Origin of the sequence: Brakhagea baltica (assembly GCF_052161605.1) — a bacterium.
Taxonomy (GTDB): domain Bacteria; phylum Planctomycetota; class Planctomycetia; order Pirellulales; family Pirellulaceae; genus JBKCUI01.
On the sequence record NZ_CP197409.1, the window covers coordinates 3,027,635 to 3,045,809 of the forward strand.

Annotated in this window: 8 protein-coding genes; 2 read left to right on the forward strand and 6 right to left on the reverse strand. The window is 52.7% G+C overall.

From position 1 onward, the window contains the following. Nucleotides 1–219 precede the first annotated feature (219 nt). Nucleotides 220–1,998 (forward strand): hypothetical protein, encoded by a 1,779-nt coding sequence (locus SH449x_RS11225; protein WP_482381426.1) that lies wholly within the window; start codon nucleotides 220–222, stop codon nucleotides 1,996–1,998. Nucleotides 1,999–2,094: 96 nt separating this feature from the next. Here the strand turns inward: SH449x_RS11225 and SH449x_RS11230 are convergent, their stop codons facing one another. The 6 genes from SH449x_RS11230 to SH449x_RS11255 form a co-directional block, all read right to left on the reverse strand. Beyond that, a complete protein-coding gene (locus SH449x_RS11230; protein ID WP_482381427.1) occupies nucleotides 2,095–2,523 on the reverse strand; it encodes an NUDIX hydrolase in 429 nt (142 codons plus the stop codon). 57 nt (nucleotides 2,524–2,580) lie between these two features. Further along, nucleotides 2,581–5,472 carry a DUF1553 domain-containing protein gene (locus tag SH449x_RS11235; protein ID WP_482381428.1) on the reverse strand — a complete coding sequence of 964 codons (2,892 nt, stop codon included), beginning with the start codon at nucleotides 5,470–5,472 and terminating at the stop codon, nucleotides 2,581–2,583. 5 nt (nucleotides 5,473–5,477) lie between these two features. After that, nucleotides 5,478–7,937: a hypothetical protein gene (locus SH449x_RS11240; protein ID WP_482381429.1), complete on the reverse strand. Its 2,460-nt coding sequence runs from the start codon at nucleotides 7,935–7,937 to the stop codon at nucleotides 5,478–5,480. 169 nt (nucleotides 7,938–8,106) lie between these two features. Then, entirely contained in the window at nucleotides 8,107–9,555 is a 1,449-nt protein-coding gene (locus tag SH449x_RS11245) for a DUF1501 domain-containing protein (protein WP_482381430.1), read from the reverse strand. Nucleotides 9,556–9,562: 7 nt separating this feature from the next. Then, nucleotides 9,563–12,760, reverse strand: coding sequence for a DUF1553 domain-containing protein (locus SH449x_RS11250; RefSeq protein ID WP_482381431.1), 3,198 nt, complete (start codon nucleotides 12,758–12,760; stop codon nucleotides 9,563–9,565). Between the two features lie 173 nt (nucleotides 12,761–12,933). Then, a complete protein-coding gene (locus SH449x_RS11255) occupies nucleotides 12,934–13,800 on the reverse strand; it encodes a response regulator (protein ID WP_482381432.1) in 867 nt (288 codons plus the stop codon). A gap of 359 nt (nucleotides 13,801–14,159) precedes the next feature. Here SH449x_RS11255 and SH449x_RS11260 point away from each other — a divergent pair, with 359 nt between their 5' ends. Beyond that, nucleotides 14,160–18,116: a chemotaxis protein CheB gene (locus tag SH449x_RS11260; RefSeq protein WP_482381433.1), complete on the forward strand. Its 3,957-nt coding sequence runs from the start codon at nucleotides 14,160–14,162 to the stop codon at nucleotides 18,114–18,116. The last annotated feature ends 59 nt before the right edge of the window (nucleotides 18,117–18,175 follow it).

An 18,175-nucleotide genomic window follows, 5' to 3' on the forward strand; every position in this document is an offset into this window, starting at 1 on the left:
CGGAATTTCTAAATCTTTCTTGCTTCGATTCGCGACGGTGCAATCCTTACGATCGCTCCAATCGGAACGGGTCTAGCCCTACATTTTAGTTACGGACCAATTTGTTTTAACTTTTTGTTGACCTGGGCCTCGTTCATGGCATCCAATTACGTCAGCGGGCGGTCTGCGCCCACCAAATGCTGTCACTACTTATCATATCGTCATTAGGAAGTCGTCGAAATGCGAATGCTGTTAACGAGTTGGATTGCGGGTAGCTGCCTGACTCTTTGCGCTCACAGCGAAACTGCGAACGCAGGCACGCTCATGGATGCTCTGATCAATCGACGCCAACCCTCGCAACCAGGTCCCTATCAAGTTGGCGTTCCTGTTGCACCTGGGACAGGGGCTGTTCCCTTTCAGGCTGGAATGCCTGTCACCGCTAATTACGCTCCTCCATCTAACTACGCTGCGGTGGTCGCGAACTACGGAACCTACGCAAACCCTCAAACGATTCCTAATACACCTGCAAATTCCGGCTTTGGTCCCATCCCGGTTGGAGTGCCTCAAACGGTACCCGCGTATCTACCAACAGGTTCCTACGACACGGTCTGGAATCGAACCCCGGTCACTTACTATCGCCCAGTAACCGCGTTTGACCCGCGACTGGGTACGACCGTAACCAGTCTCCAACCGTGTACGGGATTTCAATACCAAGCGTCACGAGTTCCGATGGTGTCGCCGCAGCCGGTTCTGGGTGAATACGGTTTACAAAGAAATCAATGGCCTGGCATTACAGGACCTGGCTACAATCCAGCAGGTTTGGGAGTTACTGCCAATTATCCTGGCTACCAAACACTGCCGAACTCCGGCACTTTCGCCCCCTACGGTAACTCTGGAACCTCGATCGGCATGCCTGTCAGTTCTCTTCCGGCGACGACGTTCCCAACTGCCCCCCTGATGCCCCTGAACTCACCGGCCGGGGCGTTCAACACCAGCAACAGTATTCCCATCACGCCGGGATCGGTAACGAGCTATCCCGCTTACAACGCACCGGCTTACAGCTCCCCGACCACGTTCGCAGCGCCTACTCCCGTACAACAACCAGGTGCCACATGGACTCCATTGCCTAACTCCGGTTTGCCGGCTACCAGTAACATTGCACCGGCTACCAGCTTTTCGCCAGCCATCGGCTCCGGAACCAATGCTGCATGTGCCAACGGCATGTGTCCTATACCGAATCAAGCGCCCACTGCCATTCTGCCCCAAAGCGGAGTGAACTCCAATCTGCCGTACATCCCGGGGGCAACCAGCATCCAACCGATCGGTGAGCCGACCTTTAGCCCCTTTCCCTCGGCTGGTGTTTCACAACCTTATGGAACTTCGCAGCCCAATAGCGGATTCGCACCGAGTTCGACGGGAGTTGGCAATGGTGCCGTGTTGCCGGGAGCTGAGTCGACCTATGCACCAGGTTACTCGCCTAGTAACCAACCGGGCATGGGTGGCGTTGCGGATCCCGATTCGGTGATTCAACCTCGGTATCAGGGAGCGAATACGGTTCAAAAAGCGACGACGGACCATCTGGTGAATTCCTCGGAAGCAACCAGCAGGATGAGCCCACCGGCACCTACTGAGACACCATTGCATGGCGGGCTCCTGCCGTGGAACCGTAGCAATCAAACCGAAATCGACTCCGCCAAGCCAGCTCCCATCGATCGAAGCGGAAAGCTCGAAATTCCTTCAACGCTTCCGTCCAACGAGAACTCTCGAGGCTCGATACGTGACAACCTGCTTCGCGCTCCCAATGGCATGGACACCAAAGCGCTTTGGAACAACGACCTTATGAACCAAAACGATTTGGAAGCCAGATCGGAAACCACTCGCGATTCGGATGCTTCTCGCACTGCAAAACAAGAGGATGCGCCGATTCGGTTCATTTCCGGAGGCTCTACGGCTCGAAAAGAAGATCCCAACGCAACGACCGGGATTTACTTCCGAGAAATTATCCCATCCAACAAATAGCCCAGCCCAATTCGAAACGCTTGACGATTCCCGCTACCCTAAAACTAAGCTGTACCGGGCTACAAAATTTCTTGTTGCTCGTGGTGTGATGAAGTGCTACCTGAGCTGAATTTCGCCTCGCCCGACCGCATCCAGGAACTCAGGTAAACTACCCAGCAAATCAGATCGATGGCGCATTTCGTCGGCTTGCAACCATAGGACTTCGGCGACCTCGTCGGGATTCGGTCTGGGGTGTGACTCGGGATGGCGGCTGCACAGCATCCATTCCAATCGTGTGCCCCAATTGGTGGTCGAGGTCCAGAGATGACGCTCGACAGTAACACTTAGCTCTAGTTCCTCGTGAAGCTCGCGATGCATGGCTTGCTCAAAGCTTTCCCCCAGCTCAATGCCACCCCCGGGCAAACATAAAAGATTCGGAGCGCGAACGAATTGCGATCGTCTGATGACTAAATAACGAGAGTCTTCTTTTATGACGGCTACAACGCCATGTCGGCCACGATCGGGAGTTGATTCCTGTTGCTTCATAAAAACGAAAAATGTAGATGCTCGGGTTCGATGCGATTCTTTGGGGGTTGTATGCGTCTATTCGACCAGCCGAAAATCTAAGCTGGCGATTAACTGTTTCGCCAAATCAGCGACGCATTGTTCATCGAGATTGACCAGAATCTCGGTGGCCAAGCGTACCTCGTCATGGCTTGGGGAGCGATTCAAAAGCACCGAATAGAGTTGTAAAATGGCTGATTCGCGGTCTTTGGAATCTTTCAACACGCGAGCTGCAATCCGCTGGCATCGATCGGCAATCCAAGAACTATTCCAGAGGGCGAGGGCTTGTGGCGCAGTGATCGTTGTATTGCGAGCACCGGTTGAAAAACTGAGGTTGGGGCCATCGAACTCCTGATAAAGCTGGGGAGTCGAATTGCGAAACCATGGCCCGTAGACTGTTCGGTACGTACCAACGTGCTGGAATCCGTAATCCTCTTTGAGCGATGCAGGGAAATTGCTGCGACGTAAGACTTCTAGATCCAACTCACCGCTTGCTTGTAGCAAAGAATCTCTCATCGCCTCAGGGGGCAAGTGCTTGATGCTAACCCGTGAGAATGTCACGTTGTCGGGATCTCGTTCGAGCTGCTCGGCGGTTACTACCGAAGTCCGACGATAGGCTTCCGACGTAACGATCTCTCTCACAAGCCATTTGGTAGACCATCCGTTTTTCATGAATTGCAAACTGAGCCAGTCTAGCAATTGCTGATTGGAGGGGGGCTCACCAGTCGTGCCAAAGTTATCGAGGGTCATTACCAGCCCACTTCCCATCAGTTTTGACCAAATACGGTTGACGTAAACGCGTGCTGTGAGTGGGTTATCGCTCGATGCAATCCATTTGGCCAACTCACTACGCCCATTGCTGTTCTCGGTGATAGATGGAGTTGAGGGAGTAGTCAGAAATTGCAAAAAACCTCGCGGTGATAGGCTACCAAGTTGATGAACCGAACCTCTTATGTGAATGGCTAGATCCTTTGGCGAGGGAACTGGCTTTACTCCCATGACGGTTGGACGTTGTGCGACGATCGTTTTGAGGCTGTTCCATTGTTTCTCCAACTCAACTAACTGCGATTTCAACTCCGTTTCCGTAGCCTCAGCCTGGGCGGGAGCTATAGTCAAGGCTGGCTTTGATTGGTCGTCCAAGTTCTCGATCGAGAGGAACTGAATCGCATCAACGATTACGTGACCGTTAGCTTCAAAATTCGAGATCTCGACCTCGGCCCTACCTCCTTGTTCAAATTGATATTGGCCCAAACTGTACCAGAGGCCATCCAGCGAGGGCTTCTTGCGTTGGTTTACCAGCTTGCTGTCCTCACCGTTGGCACTGAAAATTCTCACTAGAACGTTGGATGCTCGATTGTCACCGAATGCATAGGCGATTCGAATCTCATAGGTTCCGGGTTGTAATTCGTTGGGTCTAAAGGTAGCCGACATAAGCAGGGAAGAATTATGCCCATCATGCAGATAGCCTTCATCGACGTATGCGGGATGATGGGTCGATTTTTTCCAATCCCCAACGAGCTCCGCTTGCGAATCGTCAATCACAATACCGGTTAACTGCGAGCTCTTTTTGATGGAGGACGTACCACTAAGGGCTGATAGCGACTTTTTAATTCGATCGATTTCACTCTTTAGCATGTTTGCTTGGGCTTCGGCTGCCAGGAATTGTTTTTCCGATTCCGGGTCTAGGGGCAGACGGTTGGTGATCCATCGGGAGACATTGTCGTGTTCCATGGAATTCGACGATTTAAGAATTCCCGCGATTGCGTAGTAGTCTTTCGTGGGAATGGGATCGAACTTATGGTCGTGGCAGCGAGCGCAGCTAATGGTTTGTCCGAGAAACGCTTTGCCAAGTACATCGATTTGTTCGTCGATGAAATCCATCTCTAATTGCTTTTTGTCTTGCTCCTCAAGATTGGTGTCTCCAAGCACTAACATGGAGGCGGCGGCATGTTTGCGTTGCAGATCGATCCAGTGCTCGTCTTTTATGAGATCGCCCGCGATTTGGTCGATGATGAATTGATCGATCGGGTGGTCGTGGTTAAAGGAATCGATCAAATACTCACGGTATCGCCAAGCATCGGGTAGCACAAAGCCACGGAGCGTTATGGACTCAGCAAAGCGAACGGCATCCATCCAGTGCCGGGCAAAATGTTCGCCAAAGCGGGGTGAGGCGAGCAGCTCGTCGACCAAGAGTTGATAATCGTCTGTCCCGGTTGTCTCGGAACGGGATGATCCCGAGTTTAATGTCTCCGAAACAGCGGGTGCATTCATCCCGGTAAGATCGAGAAACAGTCGGCGTTTGATAGCCTCCTGGCTCGCCAGAGTTCCGGGCATGAGATCACGTCGCGACTGAGCTTCCTCTAAAAAAGCGTCGATCGGGGACGCTGCCCTATGGCTACCCGGAACACAAAGAGAGTCATCCAGTAGCCTGTAAGCCCAATGGCTCTTGGCTTCTTCTACGCTCAGTCCGTGCTGCTTGGATGTTGCTTTTGAGGTTGGCAATCGTGGGTCGACTGCACCGGAGGATAGCCATTGCTTAAGAACCTCCAGTTCCCGATCTTTCAACTTTCCGTCAGGTGGCATCTGCAGATGCGGGTCTCGATAGTTGACCGCTTTCCAGACCAAGCTAGCTTCCCAGTCTTCGGGAGAGATGGCTTGGCCGAGGTCGCCACCTCTCATCCAATCTTCGCGGGAGTCGAGACTGAGGCCGCCGCTAGTCTCGGTTTCGTGAGAATGGCAGTCCAAACATTTATCAATTAATAAGGGCCGAACCTTAGATTCAAAAAAATCAAGCTCTTCGGACGTTTGGGCGGCCTGTACGAAGCAGGCCCCCGATAAAACGCCAACAACTGCTACGATCCTAGCTGCTATCACCCCAGGATTCGAGATTCCCTCTCGAATCTTTGTCACCCACCGTTGTAACCACAACATGCCAATTAGCCGTTAAGCAATTCGAGAATTGCTGATTCGCGTAGCTCTAAGTCTTCACTCAGAATATCATTTGCGAGCTCACTGGTAATCCGCTCAAAGAAATCGAATCGCTGTGCTTCGTCCAAGTACCCCTTGTGATAGTAGAAATTGACTTCTGAGAGCTTGCTCAGTGTTGACATCTTTTCACTTCCCAGAATGGCTGGTAAGCGTTTGTTGATGACGTAATCGGGAGTCAACTTTTCCGGAATTGGCTGCAATGCAGCTCGTTCTGTGAGTTTCCTAAAGACCGACTTGACCACATCACTCACTCCGTCGTTCTCGTTTTTGCGGCGAGCTTGAGCGACATCACGATTAATCAATGGTTTCGACTTGACGATGTTCTCAGCGTTCTTGGGTGTGTCGGCAGGAATGAGACATCGGATAAAGGCCGTGTTGGTCACGACATTGTTGCGACGATTCTGTGTTACCTCGACCTCGAAGAGAACTAGGACGTCGTAACCAGCTTCGAAAGCGGTCTCCATAAGGCTCTTTGCGTCACCAGTTCCGATGTAGTGCAGGCATGGAGCGAGAGGAGTTATGCTCCGGTCGAGCCTGATGTCCGCAGGATCGATGGTTGGCCTGCCCACGCTGGCTGCTCCGCCAGCACCCGCAGGTCCACCCATTCCAGGAGCTCCACCGTAGCCCCCCATGCCTGGCCCTCCCATTCCTGGAGCCGAGCCGTATCCGCCCATATCCGGTGCGGAGCCATAGCCGCCCATGCCTGGAGCTGCTCCGTAACCACCCATGTTGGGGGCAGCGCCATACCCGCCATCTCCCATAGTGCCACCTGGTCCGCTAAGCCCAATTTCGCCGGATCCCGGACCAGCGAGTCCGCCCGCAGGCATACCGGCGCCATCGTCTCCATCACTACCTGCACCACCAGCACCCAGCCCAGGCCTGCCGGGTCTGGTTTGCCGACGAAACTGCAAAGAGCCACCAGTAGGTCCAGAATCTCCATCACTTCCGCCAGCCGCACCAAATCCCCCCGGTCCACCGATGCCAGGTCCGCCCATGCCAGGTCCGCCCATGCCAGGTCCGCCCATACCCGGTCCGCCCATACCCGGTCCGCCCATACCCGGTCCGCCCATGCCCGGTCCGCCCATACCCGGTCCGCCCATACCCGGTCCATAGCCCCCCGGGCCGGCCATTCCACCCATGCCATCTCCATACCCCGCCATTCCTGATTGGCCAGTCGAAGCAGCCCTGCCTTTGTACTCTTCTGCTTGGAAGAGAACGCTCCATTTCCCTTCTTCGTGATGCTCCTTAAACGCATCAATAAAGTTGGTCGCCAAGGCCCCAGCAGCGTCATTAAGTGCCTTTGCACCTGTCGGGGAGCTTGTTTCTGTGCCCCCCATTCCAGGCATACCGCCCATTCCCGGCATACCGAAGCTTCCCATTCCAGATCCATCCATTCCCGGACCACTCATGCCGGGGCCGCGTCCACCGCCACGGCCGCTCCCACTGCTACCCGTGATGGACTCCCAATCTGTTCCGATGGGCTTTAGGTCCGTTACCCCATCCGGTTTTTGAAGAATCAATCCAACTGCTACTTGAATCCCTAAGGCTGGGCTGCTCTTGGTGGGGGCTGCACGGTATGCCGAAGCGACTTTCATAGCTTCCGCATCCGCGCTCATGAGACTGTGGGCGTATGCTAGTTCGTAGGCCCTGGAATAATTGCCTGCTTGAAAGGCAATCTTGGATCGTTCTTCCAAGCTTAGTTTTTTCGGTGCTGCTGGTCTGGGGGGAGTTGGCGACGAATTGCCACCCATTCCACCCATGTTCCCGGGCCCACCGGCAATGCCACCCGCATTGCCACCCGGGGCCGAACCGTACCCGTATCCCGAATTAGAAGGTGCAGAGCCATAACCACTCGAGACTCCCATTCCGGGGCCAGATAAACCGGGGCCAGATAAACCGGGGCCAGATAAACCGGGGCCGGCTGCACCGGGTCCGGCTGCCATAGGCCTGCTAGCTCCATATCCCGTAGCGGCACCGTACCCGTCGCCATAAGGAGGCGAGCCTGCCCCACCCGAACCTCCGTATCCAGAATCAGCGCCGTAGCCACCTGAGTCCCCCGTCCCTGGGCCCCCGGGACCACCCCCGCCATAGCCTGTTGCAGCGCCGTATCCGGCTCCGTAGGGTGGCGCTCCAGAACCAGACGACCCACTCGAAGGACTACCGCTTGAGGCCCCCCCATAGCCCGACTGAACGGAGTTACCTGAGCCATCGTCGGAATCATCTGCGTCTCCGAATCCTCCCCCCATCGAGCCCTGGCTTGGTGCAGACGGAGGAGGACTGTATTGTCCAGATCCTGGGCCGGCCGAGCTGCCAGTTGAATCTGCCGTTTGGCTGGGATTACTTCCACAGCCGCTCGTTGCTAGGCCAGCTACAACGATACCAACGATCTGAAGCCAAGACCTTTTCATGGTGAGCCCCTTTGGAGATCTAACAAAACTTTAGGCGAGAAGAAGGAATAATCCTCCATTATTGGTGGTTCAAGGCGAAATGTCTACTAGGATTCGACCGCTAAGATGGAACATATGGCGGAGCACATGAAGATGCTCCAGGCCAGAAAATCAAGCTCTCCCCCTTAGTCTAACCCGCAAGCAGCTTTTCTACCACGCGACCGTGGACGTCGGTCAACCGAAAATCACGACCTTGAAAACGATAAGTCAATCGCTCGTGATCAAAGCCCAGGCAATGAAGCAAAGTGGCATGAAGATCGTGAATATGGATCGGATCCGACACGATATTGTAGCCATAATCATCGGTTTCACCGACAACTGCTCCGGGCCTGATTCCGCCCCCCGCCATCCACATGCTGAAACAACGTCCATGATGGTCTCGGCCGTAGTCGTCCTGCAACGAACCTTGGCTGTAAACCGTTCTGCCAAACTCTCCACCCCAAATGACGAGTGTATCCTCGAGCAGCCCGCGTTGTTTGAGGTCTGTCACCAAGGCGGCTTGGGCTTGGTCGATGTCGTCGCACTGCTTCGGAATGTTCGATGGCAAATTTCCGTGATTGTCCCAACCTCGATGGTACAACTGAACGAACCGCACTCCTCGCTCCACCATCCGCCTAGCCATCAAACAGTTTGCTGCAAAACTGCCAGGCTTCTTGACGTGCGCCCCATAGAGCTCAAGCGTGGCTTCGGACTCATCTGTGAGGTCGGTCAAGCTGGGAACCGAAGCTTGCATGCGAAAGGCCATCTCATATTGCTCGATACGAGTGGCGATTTCCGGATCACCGTCGCGTGCCAACTGCAACTCATTCATCTCCGCGAGCCCATCGAGCATGGATCGCCTCAGGTCACGGTCCAGCCCGTTGGGATCGTTCAAGTACAGTACAGGTTCCGAACCGCTACGGAATTTCACCCCCTGGTGACTTGATGGCAGAAATCCACTCCCCCACAATCGATCTAGTAATCCTTGATTGGCATCGTTGCCGGTTCCGTGAGAAATCATTACCACGAAGGCCGGCAAGTCTTCGGCCTCACTCCCTAGACCGTAGCTCAACCAAGCCCCCATCGAGGGACGACCGGGCTGCTGCGAACCGGTTTGCATGAACGTGATCGCTGGGTCATGGTTGATGGCCTCCGTATGCATTGATCGCACGATGCAAATGTCATCGACGATCTTGCTGGTGTGCGGCAACAACTCGCTCAGCCAAACTCCCTGAGAACCATGTTGGGAAAATTTGAACTTGGGGGCTACCACCGGGAAGCTCTTCTGCCCCGATGTCATTCCGGTCAGCCGTTGCCCTTGGCGAATGCTGTCCGGCAATTCTGTTCCATGGAGCTCCGACAGCTTGGGCTTGTAATCCATCATCTCAAATTGGGAGGGACCGCCCGATTGAAAGAGATAGATAACTCGCTTGGCTTTCGGGGCAAAATGAGGAGCTTGGATCGGTCTAGCATCGCTGATGGAATGCGATTTTGCAGCACTTGGGGAATGCAATGTTGCCAACGCGGCCGAACCAAGGATCGAATGACGCAGAAACTGTCTTCGTTGGAGGCAAGCAATTTTCTGAATGATGGATTGCATGTTGGTCCTACCTCTTGGAAATGGTTTCATCAAGGTTTAATAGAGTACTGGCGACAACGGTCCACGATGCTAGCTCTACGGGATCGATCGAGCTGTCTGGTGCCGTCGCTCCAGTTGTGTTAAAGCTTTGAGCTTTAGAGGAATCGCTGCTGAATCGCTGGGTGGCTGCATCTAAGATACCGCTGAGAATTCTATGCTCAGCATCGGTCGCATGGCGAGCAACCGCACGACGCATTCCAGCATCGATTCTCGCTTTAAGATCGGTACCGCCATCCCGAATCATTTGCTCAGCTAGCAGCCGAGCGCATTCGATATACGTCGGATCGTTCAATAACACCAATGCCTGGAGCGGAGTGTTGGTCCTATCTCGCCTAGCTAAACAAACCTCACGATTAGGCGCATCGAGGGTCATCATCGATGGTGGAGGGCACGTCCGCTTCCAAAAGGTGTACAAGCTTCGCCGATAAAGTCCTTCTCCCACATCGGCAACATATTTACCTCGACGCTCCACGGTCACATCCTCCCAGAGTCCATCCGGTTGATAAGGCTTGACGCTTGGGCCTCCGATACGAGGCTGCAGTAGTCCGCTGATCCGGAGGGCGTTGTCGCGGATTACCTCTGCGGACAACCGATGGCGTGGGCCGCGAGCAAGCAATCGATTTTCAGGATCCCGGTCGAACAACTCAGGAGAGATTCGAGATTCCTGCTGATACGTGGCCGACATGACGATCAGCTTCTGCATGGCTTTGACATCCCAACCCGTTTCAATCAAGTGAAACGCCAAATAGTCCAGCAGTGCAGCATTCGAAGGAACATCTCCCGTCAATCCAAAGTCCTCGACGGTTTTGACCAACCCTGTTCCAAAATAGTTCTGCCACCAGCGATTGACCAACACGCGAGCCGTCAGTGGATTCTTTTCATGAACCAGCCAACGTGCTAGAGCCAATCGATCTTTAGGCGGTTCAAAATCGGGGGGGAGCAGTACGGCGGGCAGCTGCGGCTCGACTTTGTCTGTTGGCTGATCGTAGGCGCCTCGCTTGAGGATAAACGTCTCGCGTGGAGGATTCGTGTCACGCATCACCATGACCGCTGCGTAATCCTCCTCGATGGCGACTTTCTCTTTGTTCGCGGCCGCAATGTCAGACCTCAAGCTAGAATAATCCGGGTCAACCCGATCGAGATAAAAGCGTCGAATATACTTTTGTTGATCTTCGGATCGTTGATCTGGCGGAATCCGAATCCAATCGGCGAATCCAGCGATGGGCTCCAAGGCATGCAACTGCTTAACATTCTCCTCGGCCAGGACACTTCCAAAGACCTGGAGCTCATCGATCAGTCCTTGAAAGGGAAGGGACCGTTGACGTAGACCAATTCGAAACGGTTCCTCGGTTGCGATGGTGCCCTTAAGCGTATCGTGCGAGATATCAAGTTCTCGCAATTCCGAGTTCAGGTAGAGTTTCACACCAGCAGCGGTCTTTGAGCCATCATACGTGGCTACGAGATGATACCATTGATCCGGTGGTAAAGCTTGTTTGCTGGAAACCTTGATCGCATTTCCTGGCCAATCATGTATGAGATGCATCTCGATCTTGCCGGATGACCACAAAAGATCGTAACCTCGATGGCTTTGAGACTCGTCCATCTTAGAAAGCAGTGCCATCGTGGCGTTACCGCTAGGCTTGAACCACAAGCTAATCGAAAACGGTTGATCACTGGCGAGTTGAGCAATGTCCCCCAACTCGATCCGCGAGGACTCCCTTAGCTCGATAGCGTCCTGAATCTTGCCCGATTGCCAATTCCATTCCCCTGAGACAGAACCGATCGCACGGTTCGCAATCGACTCGTAAAGGGAATTGCCTTTTGTGCGATCTAGCGGGAATCGATATAGGGCTTGTTGAGCAAAGCGGGCTCGAAGCTCACTCTCGGGAGTCTCGGAAACAAACTGGGCAACACGAGCGTCTACCTCTGCTTCGATTTTGTTAGCCCTGGATTGCAGTGCAGCGATTTGCTCCTCAAGGGCTCGCGCCTTTGCTGCTTGTTCGGGTGAGGGCACACGGATGAAGGGTTCGGCCGCGAGGAACTTGCTGTAGCTGGCTTGCTTTTCATCTAAGGAGTTAAAGTAAGCGTAGAACTGAAAATATTCTTTTTGAGAGATAGGATCATACTTGTGATCGTGGCAGCGAGCGCATTGCATGGAAAGCCCCAAGAACACCGTTGAGACGGTATGGACACGATCTGCGACATACTCGACGCGATACTCTTCCTGAATGATTCCCCCTTCGGTGTTGTGGCCTTGATTACGCAAGAATCCTGTCGCGATCAGTTGATCTTGAGTTGCGTCAGGTAGCAAATCACCAGCAATCTGTTCGATCGCGAATTGATCAAAAGGCATGTTCCGGTCAAACGCATCAATCACCCAATCTCGCCATGGCCACATCGTGCGATCTTCGTCGTTATTGTAGCCGTTCGTATCCGCATATCGAGCGAGATCGAGCCAATCCAATGCCATCTTTTCAGCAAAGTGCTTAGAGGCAAGCAAACGATCCACTACGCGTTCGTAGGCATTGTTAGAGCGATCGTTCAGAAAGTCCTCTAGCTCTTTCATCGAGGGAGGTAACCCGGTCAGATCGAGGGAGACTCGCCGAAGCAAAGTCGCCCGGTCAGTTTGGGGGGATGGGGCGATCCCCTCTCGTTCCAAGCCCGACGCAATGAAGTGATCCATGGCATTGCGGCTCCAATCCACTCGAGCGATTTTGGGTGGGCTCGGTTTCGTGGGTGGAGTAAAGGCCCAGTGATCCGCATAAACAGCCCCTTGCTCAATCCATTTTCGAAGCAATTCCTTTTGCGCCTCGGAAAGTGGTTTTTTATTGCTCGGGGGTGGCATCATTACGTCTTCATCCGTCGCCAAGATGCGTTCAATTAGTTTGCTGAGGGCAGGCTCATTGGGAATGATAGCAGCGTGAGCGATTGCCTCATCGCGAACATCAAGCCTTAGATCCGCCGCGCGACTGGCTTCATCAGGCCCGTGGCAAGCATAGCAATGGGCCGCCAAGATAGGCCGAATATCATTCGCAAAATCAACGGCCTCGTTTCCGCTAGGTGACTGGGCCGATAGGGAATGGCCAAGCAATGAGATGGCGAAGCTGATACTTAAGCACCTAACAGAAAATAAGTGCCAGGTAGAAAACACGAGAAATCGGAACATTGGCGAGTGGGGAGTAGAGCGGGGGGAGGGAGGAATGCACGGGTGAAGCTTCCTCTCATTATACTCACCAAAGCCTCAATGTTGAATCATGTGGCAGATTGCTTAGGATTTAAAGGACCGATCGGTTCCGTCGGCCTGGAGTGGAATTCAGCCCGATTCATCGCTTGGCGTTGCTAGGTTACCAATTGCAGCTCAGCGACTAGCTTGCGAGCGTCGACCGGTTTGGTAAACCAGCGGTCAACGCCACCCACCCCTGTGCTAACTCCTGCCGCCGTTTGGTCCATGCCACTCACGCCAAAGACTCGAATTTGTGCCAGAGAGCGATCCTTGCGGATCTGCTGAATCGTGGTAGGTCCGTCGAGTTCGGGCATATTCATATCCATCAAAACCACGTCAGGACTACGATGGTCATGCAGCCATTCCAGAGCGGCATTGCCATTCGAAACGACTTGGGTTTCATAGCCATGCAGGTTTAGAAATTGGGCAAGCAATTCGGCCTCGTTGGAATTATCGTCTACGATTAATGCAAAGGGCGTTTCTGATTTTTGGTAGCTCAAGTAAGGCTGTTTGGGTTCGGCGATGCTAGCCTGGCTCTCCGATCCAAGATGCTCCTGGACCGCGTGCATACTTTGAAATAGTTCGTCGAGACTCTTTTCTACAAGTTCGGACTCTCCACGTTTCAGGTAGCTTTGTAGGAGCTGAAAATGCAGCATTGCAACGTTCAGCCGGTTTCGTAGTGCGTGGGTTCGCTCTGCGGCTGGATCGGTGTAACGCTTGAGCGGGTGACCATCTGGAGAAGTTCCCGAATTTGGCGTCCGAATTGGAACCTCTTCTTTCGGTAGATCTGAGATAGGACGAAGTGCGGCCTCGAAAATTTTCTGGGAATCCGATCCAAGCATTTCATCTCGGACCACTAATATGTCCTTGGGAGCGTCGATCCCCAGACTAACAACCCGGCCATTCACCCGATTAACTTGCACCGTAATTCCAAGCTGCGGGAAAACGACACTTTGATTCGCACTTCGTGATAGAACCAACATAACAACCTCCTAGTCAAAAACGCTCGACTTCATGTCCTAGCGACCGTGCTAATCTCACAGCCAGAAGAGGGTCGAGGGGGTGGGGAAAACCGTACGCAGTAACCTTCACTGCGAACCAAAACCGATCAATGCGGCTAAGCTAAAATCGGTGCCATCCGAAATCCGTTTCGACATGAGAAATGCTGGTATGCTTCTCCCTAGCATTCATCCATAATGCTAACCGAGCAATGTAACCCTTCAGCATGGATATCACCAAGAGCACTTCCGGAAGAATTTTGGTATGCTTTTGCTAGCAAAACTTTCGGGGGCTACTCCTTGAAGGTAACCACGTATCAACCCTTACCCCTTTTGAACAAACCATGCTTGAGGAAACGAACAGCGATGCTGATCCGTTTTTCTATGTGGTCGGAATTGGTGCCTCGGCGGGCGGGCTCGAGGCATTAGAGCGATTTTTTCAAAGCACTCCGCCCGATACTGGCATGGCATTTATCGTTGTGCAGCATTTGTCGCCAGACTTTAAGAGTCTCATGGGGGAGGTGCTTTCCCGTTGGACCGATATGCCGATTCGGACGGCGGTGGATCAAATGCCGATTGCACCCAACACGGTTTTTCTGATGCCTTCCAATACGGAGATGATCATTTCGAATGGCAAGCTACTCCTAACAGCTCGCGAGCGAACCGAGGAATTACGACTGCCAATCGATCAGTTTTTGCGTTCGTTAGCTCGCGACTTTGGGCCTCGTTCCGTTGGGATCATTTTATCAGGAACGGGCAGCGATGGGTCTCGTGGTATCAGGGACATACATCAGGCCGGTGGATGCGTCCTGGTCCAAAGCCCTTCAACCGCAAAGTTCGATGGGATGCCATGTAGCGCGATCGATACCGATGTGGCATCCGCCATCCTGCCTCCCGACGAAATGCCTTTTGCACTGCTTCGGCATATCAATCATCCGAAGGCGGAAGCGGCGGTCGAATCGGAAACACGCGCCATGGAGCCCTTGTTTCATCTGCTACGGAATGGTTACGGAATCGATTTTAGCTATTACAAACCGTCCACGGTTAACCGTCGCACGCAACATCGCATGCAGCTGAGCAAGGTCCCGGATTTGGATGAATACTTTGCTCTGGTAAAAAACGATCGCGCCGAGCTCGATGCTCTCTATCGAGACTTATTAGTTGGTGTCACCAGTTTCTTTCGAGACCCCCAGGCCTTTTCGATTCTCGAGAATCGCGTTTTCCCTGATTTGCTGGCCAAACACGGAGATCTTCAAGAGGTTCGATTATGGGTCGCGGGGTGCGCGACGGGAGAGGAAGCCTATTCGATGGCGATACTGCTCGATGAGGCTCTTCGAAAATCAGGTCGTCGGATTCAAGCGAAAGTCTTTGCGACCGATGTTCACTCCAAGTCGATAGAGTTTGCTGCTGCTGGGGTTTATCCCGCAGACTCACTTACCTCGATGAGTGAACAACGCAAGCAACAATACTTTGTACCGATAAAAGACCAATATCGTGTGACGTCGGAGCTAAGAAATCTGGTTGTATTCGCACAACATAACATTACCAAGGACGCGCCATTCACTCATATGGATTTGATCAGCTGTAGAAATCTACTGATCTATCTGTTGCCACCCGCTCAAAATAAGGCCCTCAGTCTATTTCACTTTGGACTTAAAACCGGCGGTGTTTTAATGCTCGGACCGAGTGAAAACGTTGGTGAATTGGCTAGCGAGTTTGAGTCGATTGATAATCATTGGAAGCTATACACCAAGCGCCGCGATGTTCGCTTGCCCACCGAGCTTCGCTTTCCCGTTTCCAGCGGAACCTATACTCGAAATGCAGCGACATCCTCTCATCGCGATTCTCAAACGACAGATGTCTTCCTTCAAACCTTAGAAACCACACTCGATAGTGCCGTGCTCGTCAACAGCAATCGAGAAATTGTTCATAGCTTTGGCAACTCCTCTGAATTTTTGAGATGGAAATCGGGGACTCCGTCTCTCGATTTGCTCGAAATGCTGCAGGACGAACTGCGCATGGCAGTCGGTGCAGCATTGCATCGTGCCACCAAGGAAAAGTCTGCGGTCACCCTCAACAACGTGCGAGTTCTCCAATCTCGTGAGGAACGCTTTGTGAATATCATCGTCACACCCATTCCGGCAACACGCCGAATCACTGCTCATACTCTGATCCAGTTCGCAGAAGCAGCCAATCCTATTGCCCCTACCAAATCCCTTGCTAAGGATCTGGATATCAACGAAGCGGCACAGGATCACATTTTGGGACTCGAGGCTGAATTGCGCTTCACGCGGGAGACTCTCCAGGCGACTATCGAGGAACTCGAAACCAGTAATGAAGAGCTACAGGCAACCAACGAAGAGTTACTCGCTTCGAATGAAGAGTTGCAATCGACCAATGAAGAATTGCATTCGGTCAACGAGGAGCTCTACACCGTCAACGCTGAGTATCAACACAAGATCGAGGAATTGACCGAACTGACGCACGATATGAATAATCTTCTATCGAGCACCGATGTCCATACGATTTTTCTAGATGAAAACCTAGCGATCCGTCGTTTTACCCCCAAAATGGCCGATCTTTTCCATCTAATCGATTCCGACCTTGGCCGGAGTATTCACAGTTTTACCCACTCGATCCGTTGCGAAAATCTAAGCCATAAACTGCAAGAGGTCCTCGAGAATCGAACGCAAGTCGAGCAGGAAGTCGAAAGCTCCGAAGGGGACGTCTTCCTGATGAGGATTCTCCCCTACAAAGGGGATCCAGACCAGGGAGGTGTGGTCCTCACACTTATCGATATTACGAAGGTCCGAGATGCTGAGACCCGATTCAGCAATGCGATGGAGGTCTCTCCAAACGGTATGTTGATGGTTTGCAATCGAGGCCTGATTACCCAAGTCAACACGGAATTGGCCCGTATCTTTGGGTATCAAATCCACGAACTAATCGGCAAACCACTAGAAAGCCTTCTTCCAGACAAGCATCGGAATGATCATCAGGTTTGGCGGCAACAGTATTTTCGAAACCCCTATATCCTCAGACGCATGGGGGCATTGCCTTATGTTTGGGCTAAGCATCGATCGGGAGAGTTGATTCCAGTCGATGTGCATGTGCGACCTATTTCTACTCCGTCAGGTCGTCAAGCAATCGCGTCGGTGGTCGACGTGTCGAAACATCAACAACTCGAAGAGTCTCTAAGAACGCAAGTACAACAGCGCGATCGATTTTTGGCCACTCTTTCGCATGAGTTACGAAATCCTATGGGAGCACTGATGGCTGCATCGGCCTTGATCGATCAAGCAGCTCCCTCTCCGGAAACTCTGCGGACATCCAGCGAGGTGATACGACGCAAATCGATGCAAATGGCGCTACTGCTCGATGACCTTTTGGATGTCGCTCGCGTGACTCAAGGCAAGATCAACTTACGATTGGAGCCAGTCGATCTGTGTTCCGTTTGCCGCGATACCCTCGAGGCAGTGGAACCGTTGTTAACGGAACACCGCCACTCACTCCAGACAGAAATTCCGGTGGCTCCCGTTTGGATCGAAGCGGACAAGGTTAGGATTGGCCAGATTCTTGAAAATCTTCTCACGAACGCCATTAAGTATACGGACGACGGTGGTCGTATCGGGCTCGCATTAGCGACGACAGAAAGTTCTGTCACGGTTGAAGTCAACGACAACGGTCGCGGAATGTCAGCTGAGTTCATCGAATCGATCTTTGACATGTTTGTCCAATCAGACGAGACGCTGGATCGCCGCGAAGGAGGAATGGGGGTTGGTTTGACCCTAGTCCAAGGCTTGGTCGAGATGCATGGTGGGACGATTTTCGCACAGAGTGAAGGTGTTGGACTTGGAAGTCGGTTTACGATTTCCTTACCTGTTACGGACAAACGACCTAGTTGCGATGAACCGTTGCCAGCACCAGCAACAAACAAATCGAAACGAATCGTTTATATAGAAGACGATTCTGACACCCGAAGCGTTTTCGCCGTATTATTGGAACGCTATGGCCATCATGTTATAGGTGTTGCCGGTGATGGTGTACAAGGTTATGAGATGATTCGTTCTAGTCGTCCTGAAGCCGTGATTCTCGATATTGGATTACCGGGCATGGATGGTTATCAGCTTGCCAAGAAAGTTAGGCAGGAGTTGGGCGACTCGATTTATCTCATCGCATTGACCGGCTACGGAAGAAACGAGGATCATCAATCCGTGCTTGAAGCAGGTTTTAATTGCCACCTAGTCAAACCCGTCATGATCGATCAACTCGACCAAGTGCTCGGATCGATTCCTGATTAAGGCTCTCTTAAGAAGGATGAATGGACGCCAACGATGCCTAAGCGATCGCTCTTGCGCTC

Excerpts from the sequence above, each read along its gene's own strand:
- SH449x_RS11255 (WP_482381432.1), bottom strand. The coding sequence starts at position 13,800 with ATGTTGGTTCTATCACGAAGTGCGAATCAAAGTGTCGTTTTCCCGCAG.
- SH449x_RS11245 (WP_482381430.1), bottom strand. The coding sequence starts at position 9,555 with ATGCAATCCATCATTCAGAAAATTGCTTGCCTCCAACGAAGACAGTTT.
- SH449x_RS11250 (WP_482381431.1), bottom strand. The coding sequence starts at position 12,760 with ATGTTCCGATTTCTCGTGTTTTCTACCTGGCACTTATTTTCTGTTAGG.
- SH449x_RS11260 (WP_482381433.1), top strand. The coding sequence starts at position 14,160 with ATGCTTGAGGAAACGAACAGCGATGCTGATCCGTTTTTCTATGTGGTC.
- SH449x_RS11235 (WP_482381428.1), bottom strand. The coding sequence starts at position 5,472 with ATGTTGTGGTTACAACGGTGGGTGACAAAGATTCGAGAGGGAATCTCG.
- SH449x_RS11230 (WP_482381427.1), bottom strand. The coding sequence starts at position 2,523 with ATGAAGCAACAGGAATCAACTCCCGATCGTGGCCGACATGGCGTTGTA.
- SH449x_RS11225 (WP_482381426.1), top strand. The coding sequence starts at position 220 with ATGCGAATGCTGTTAACGAGTTGGATTGCGGGTAGCTGCCTGACTCTT.
- SH449x_RS11240 (WP_482381429.1), bottom strand. The coding sequence starts at position 7,937 with ATGAAAAGGTCTTGGCTTCAGATCGTTGGTATCGTTGTAGCTGGCCTA.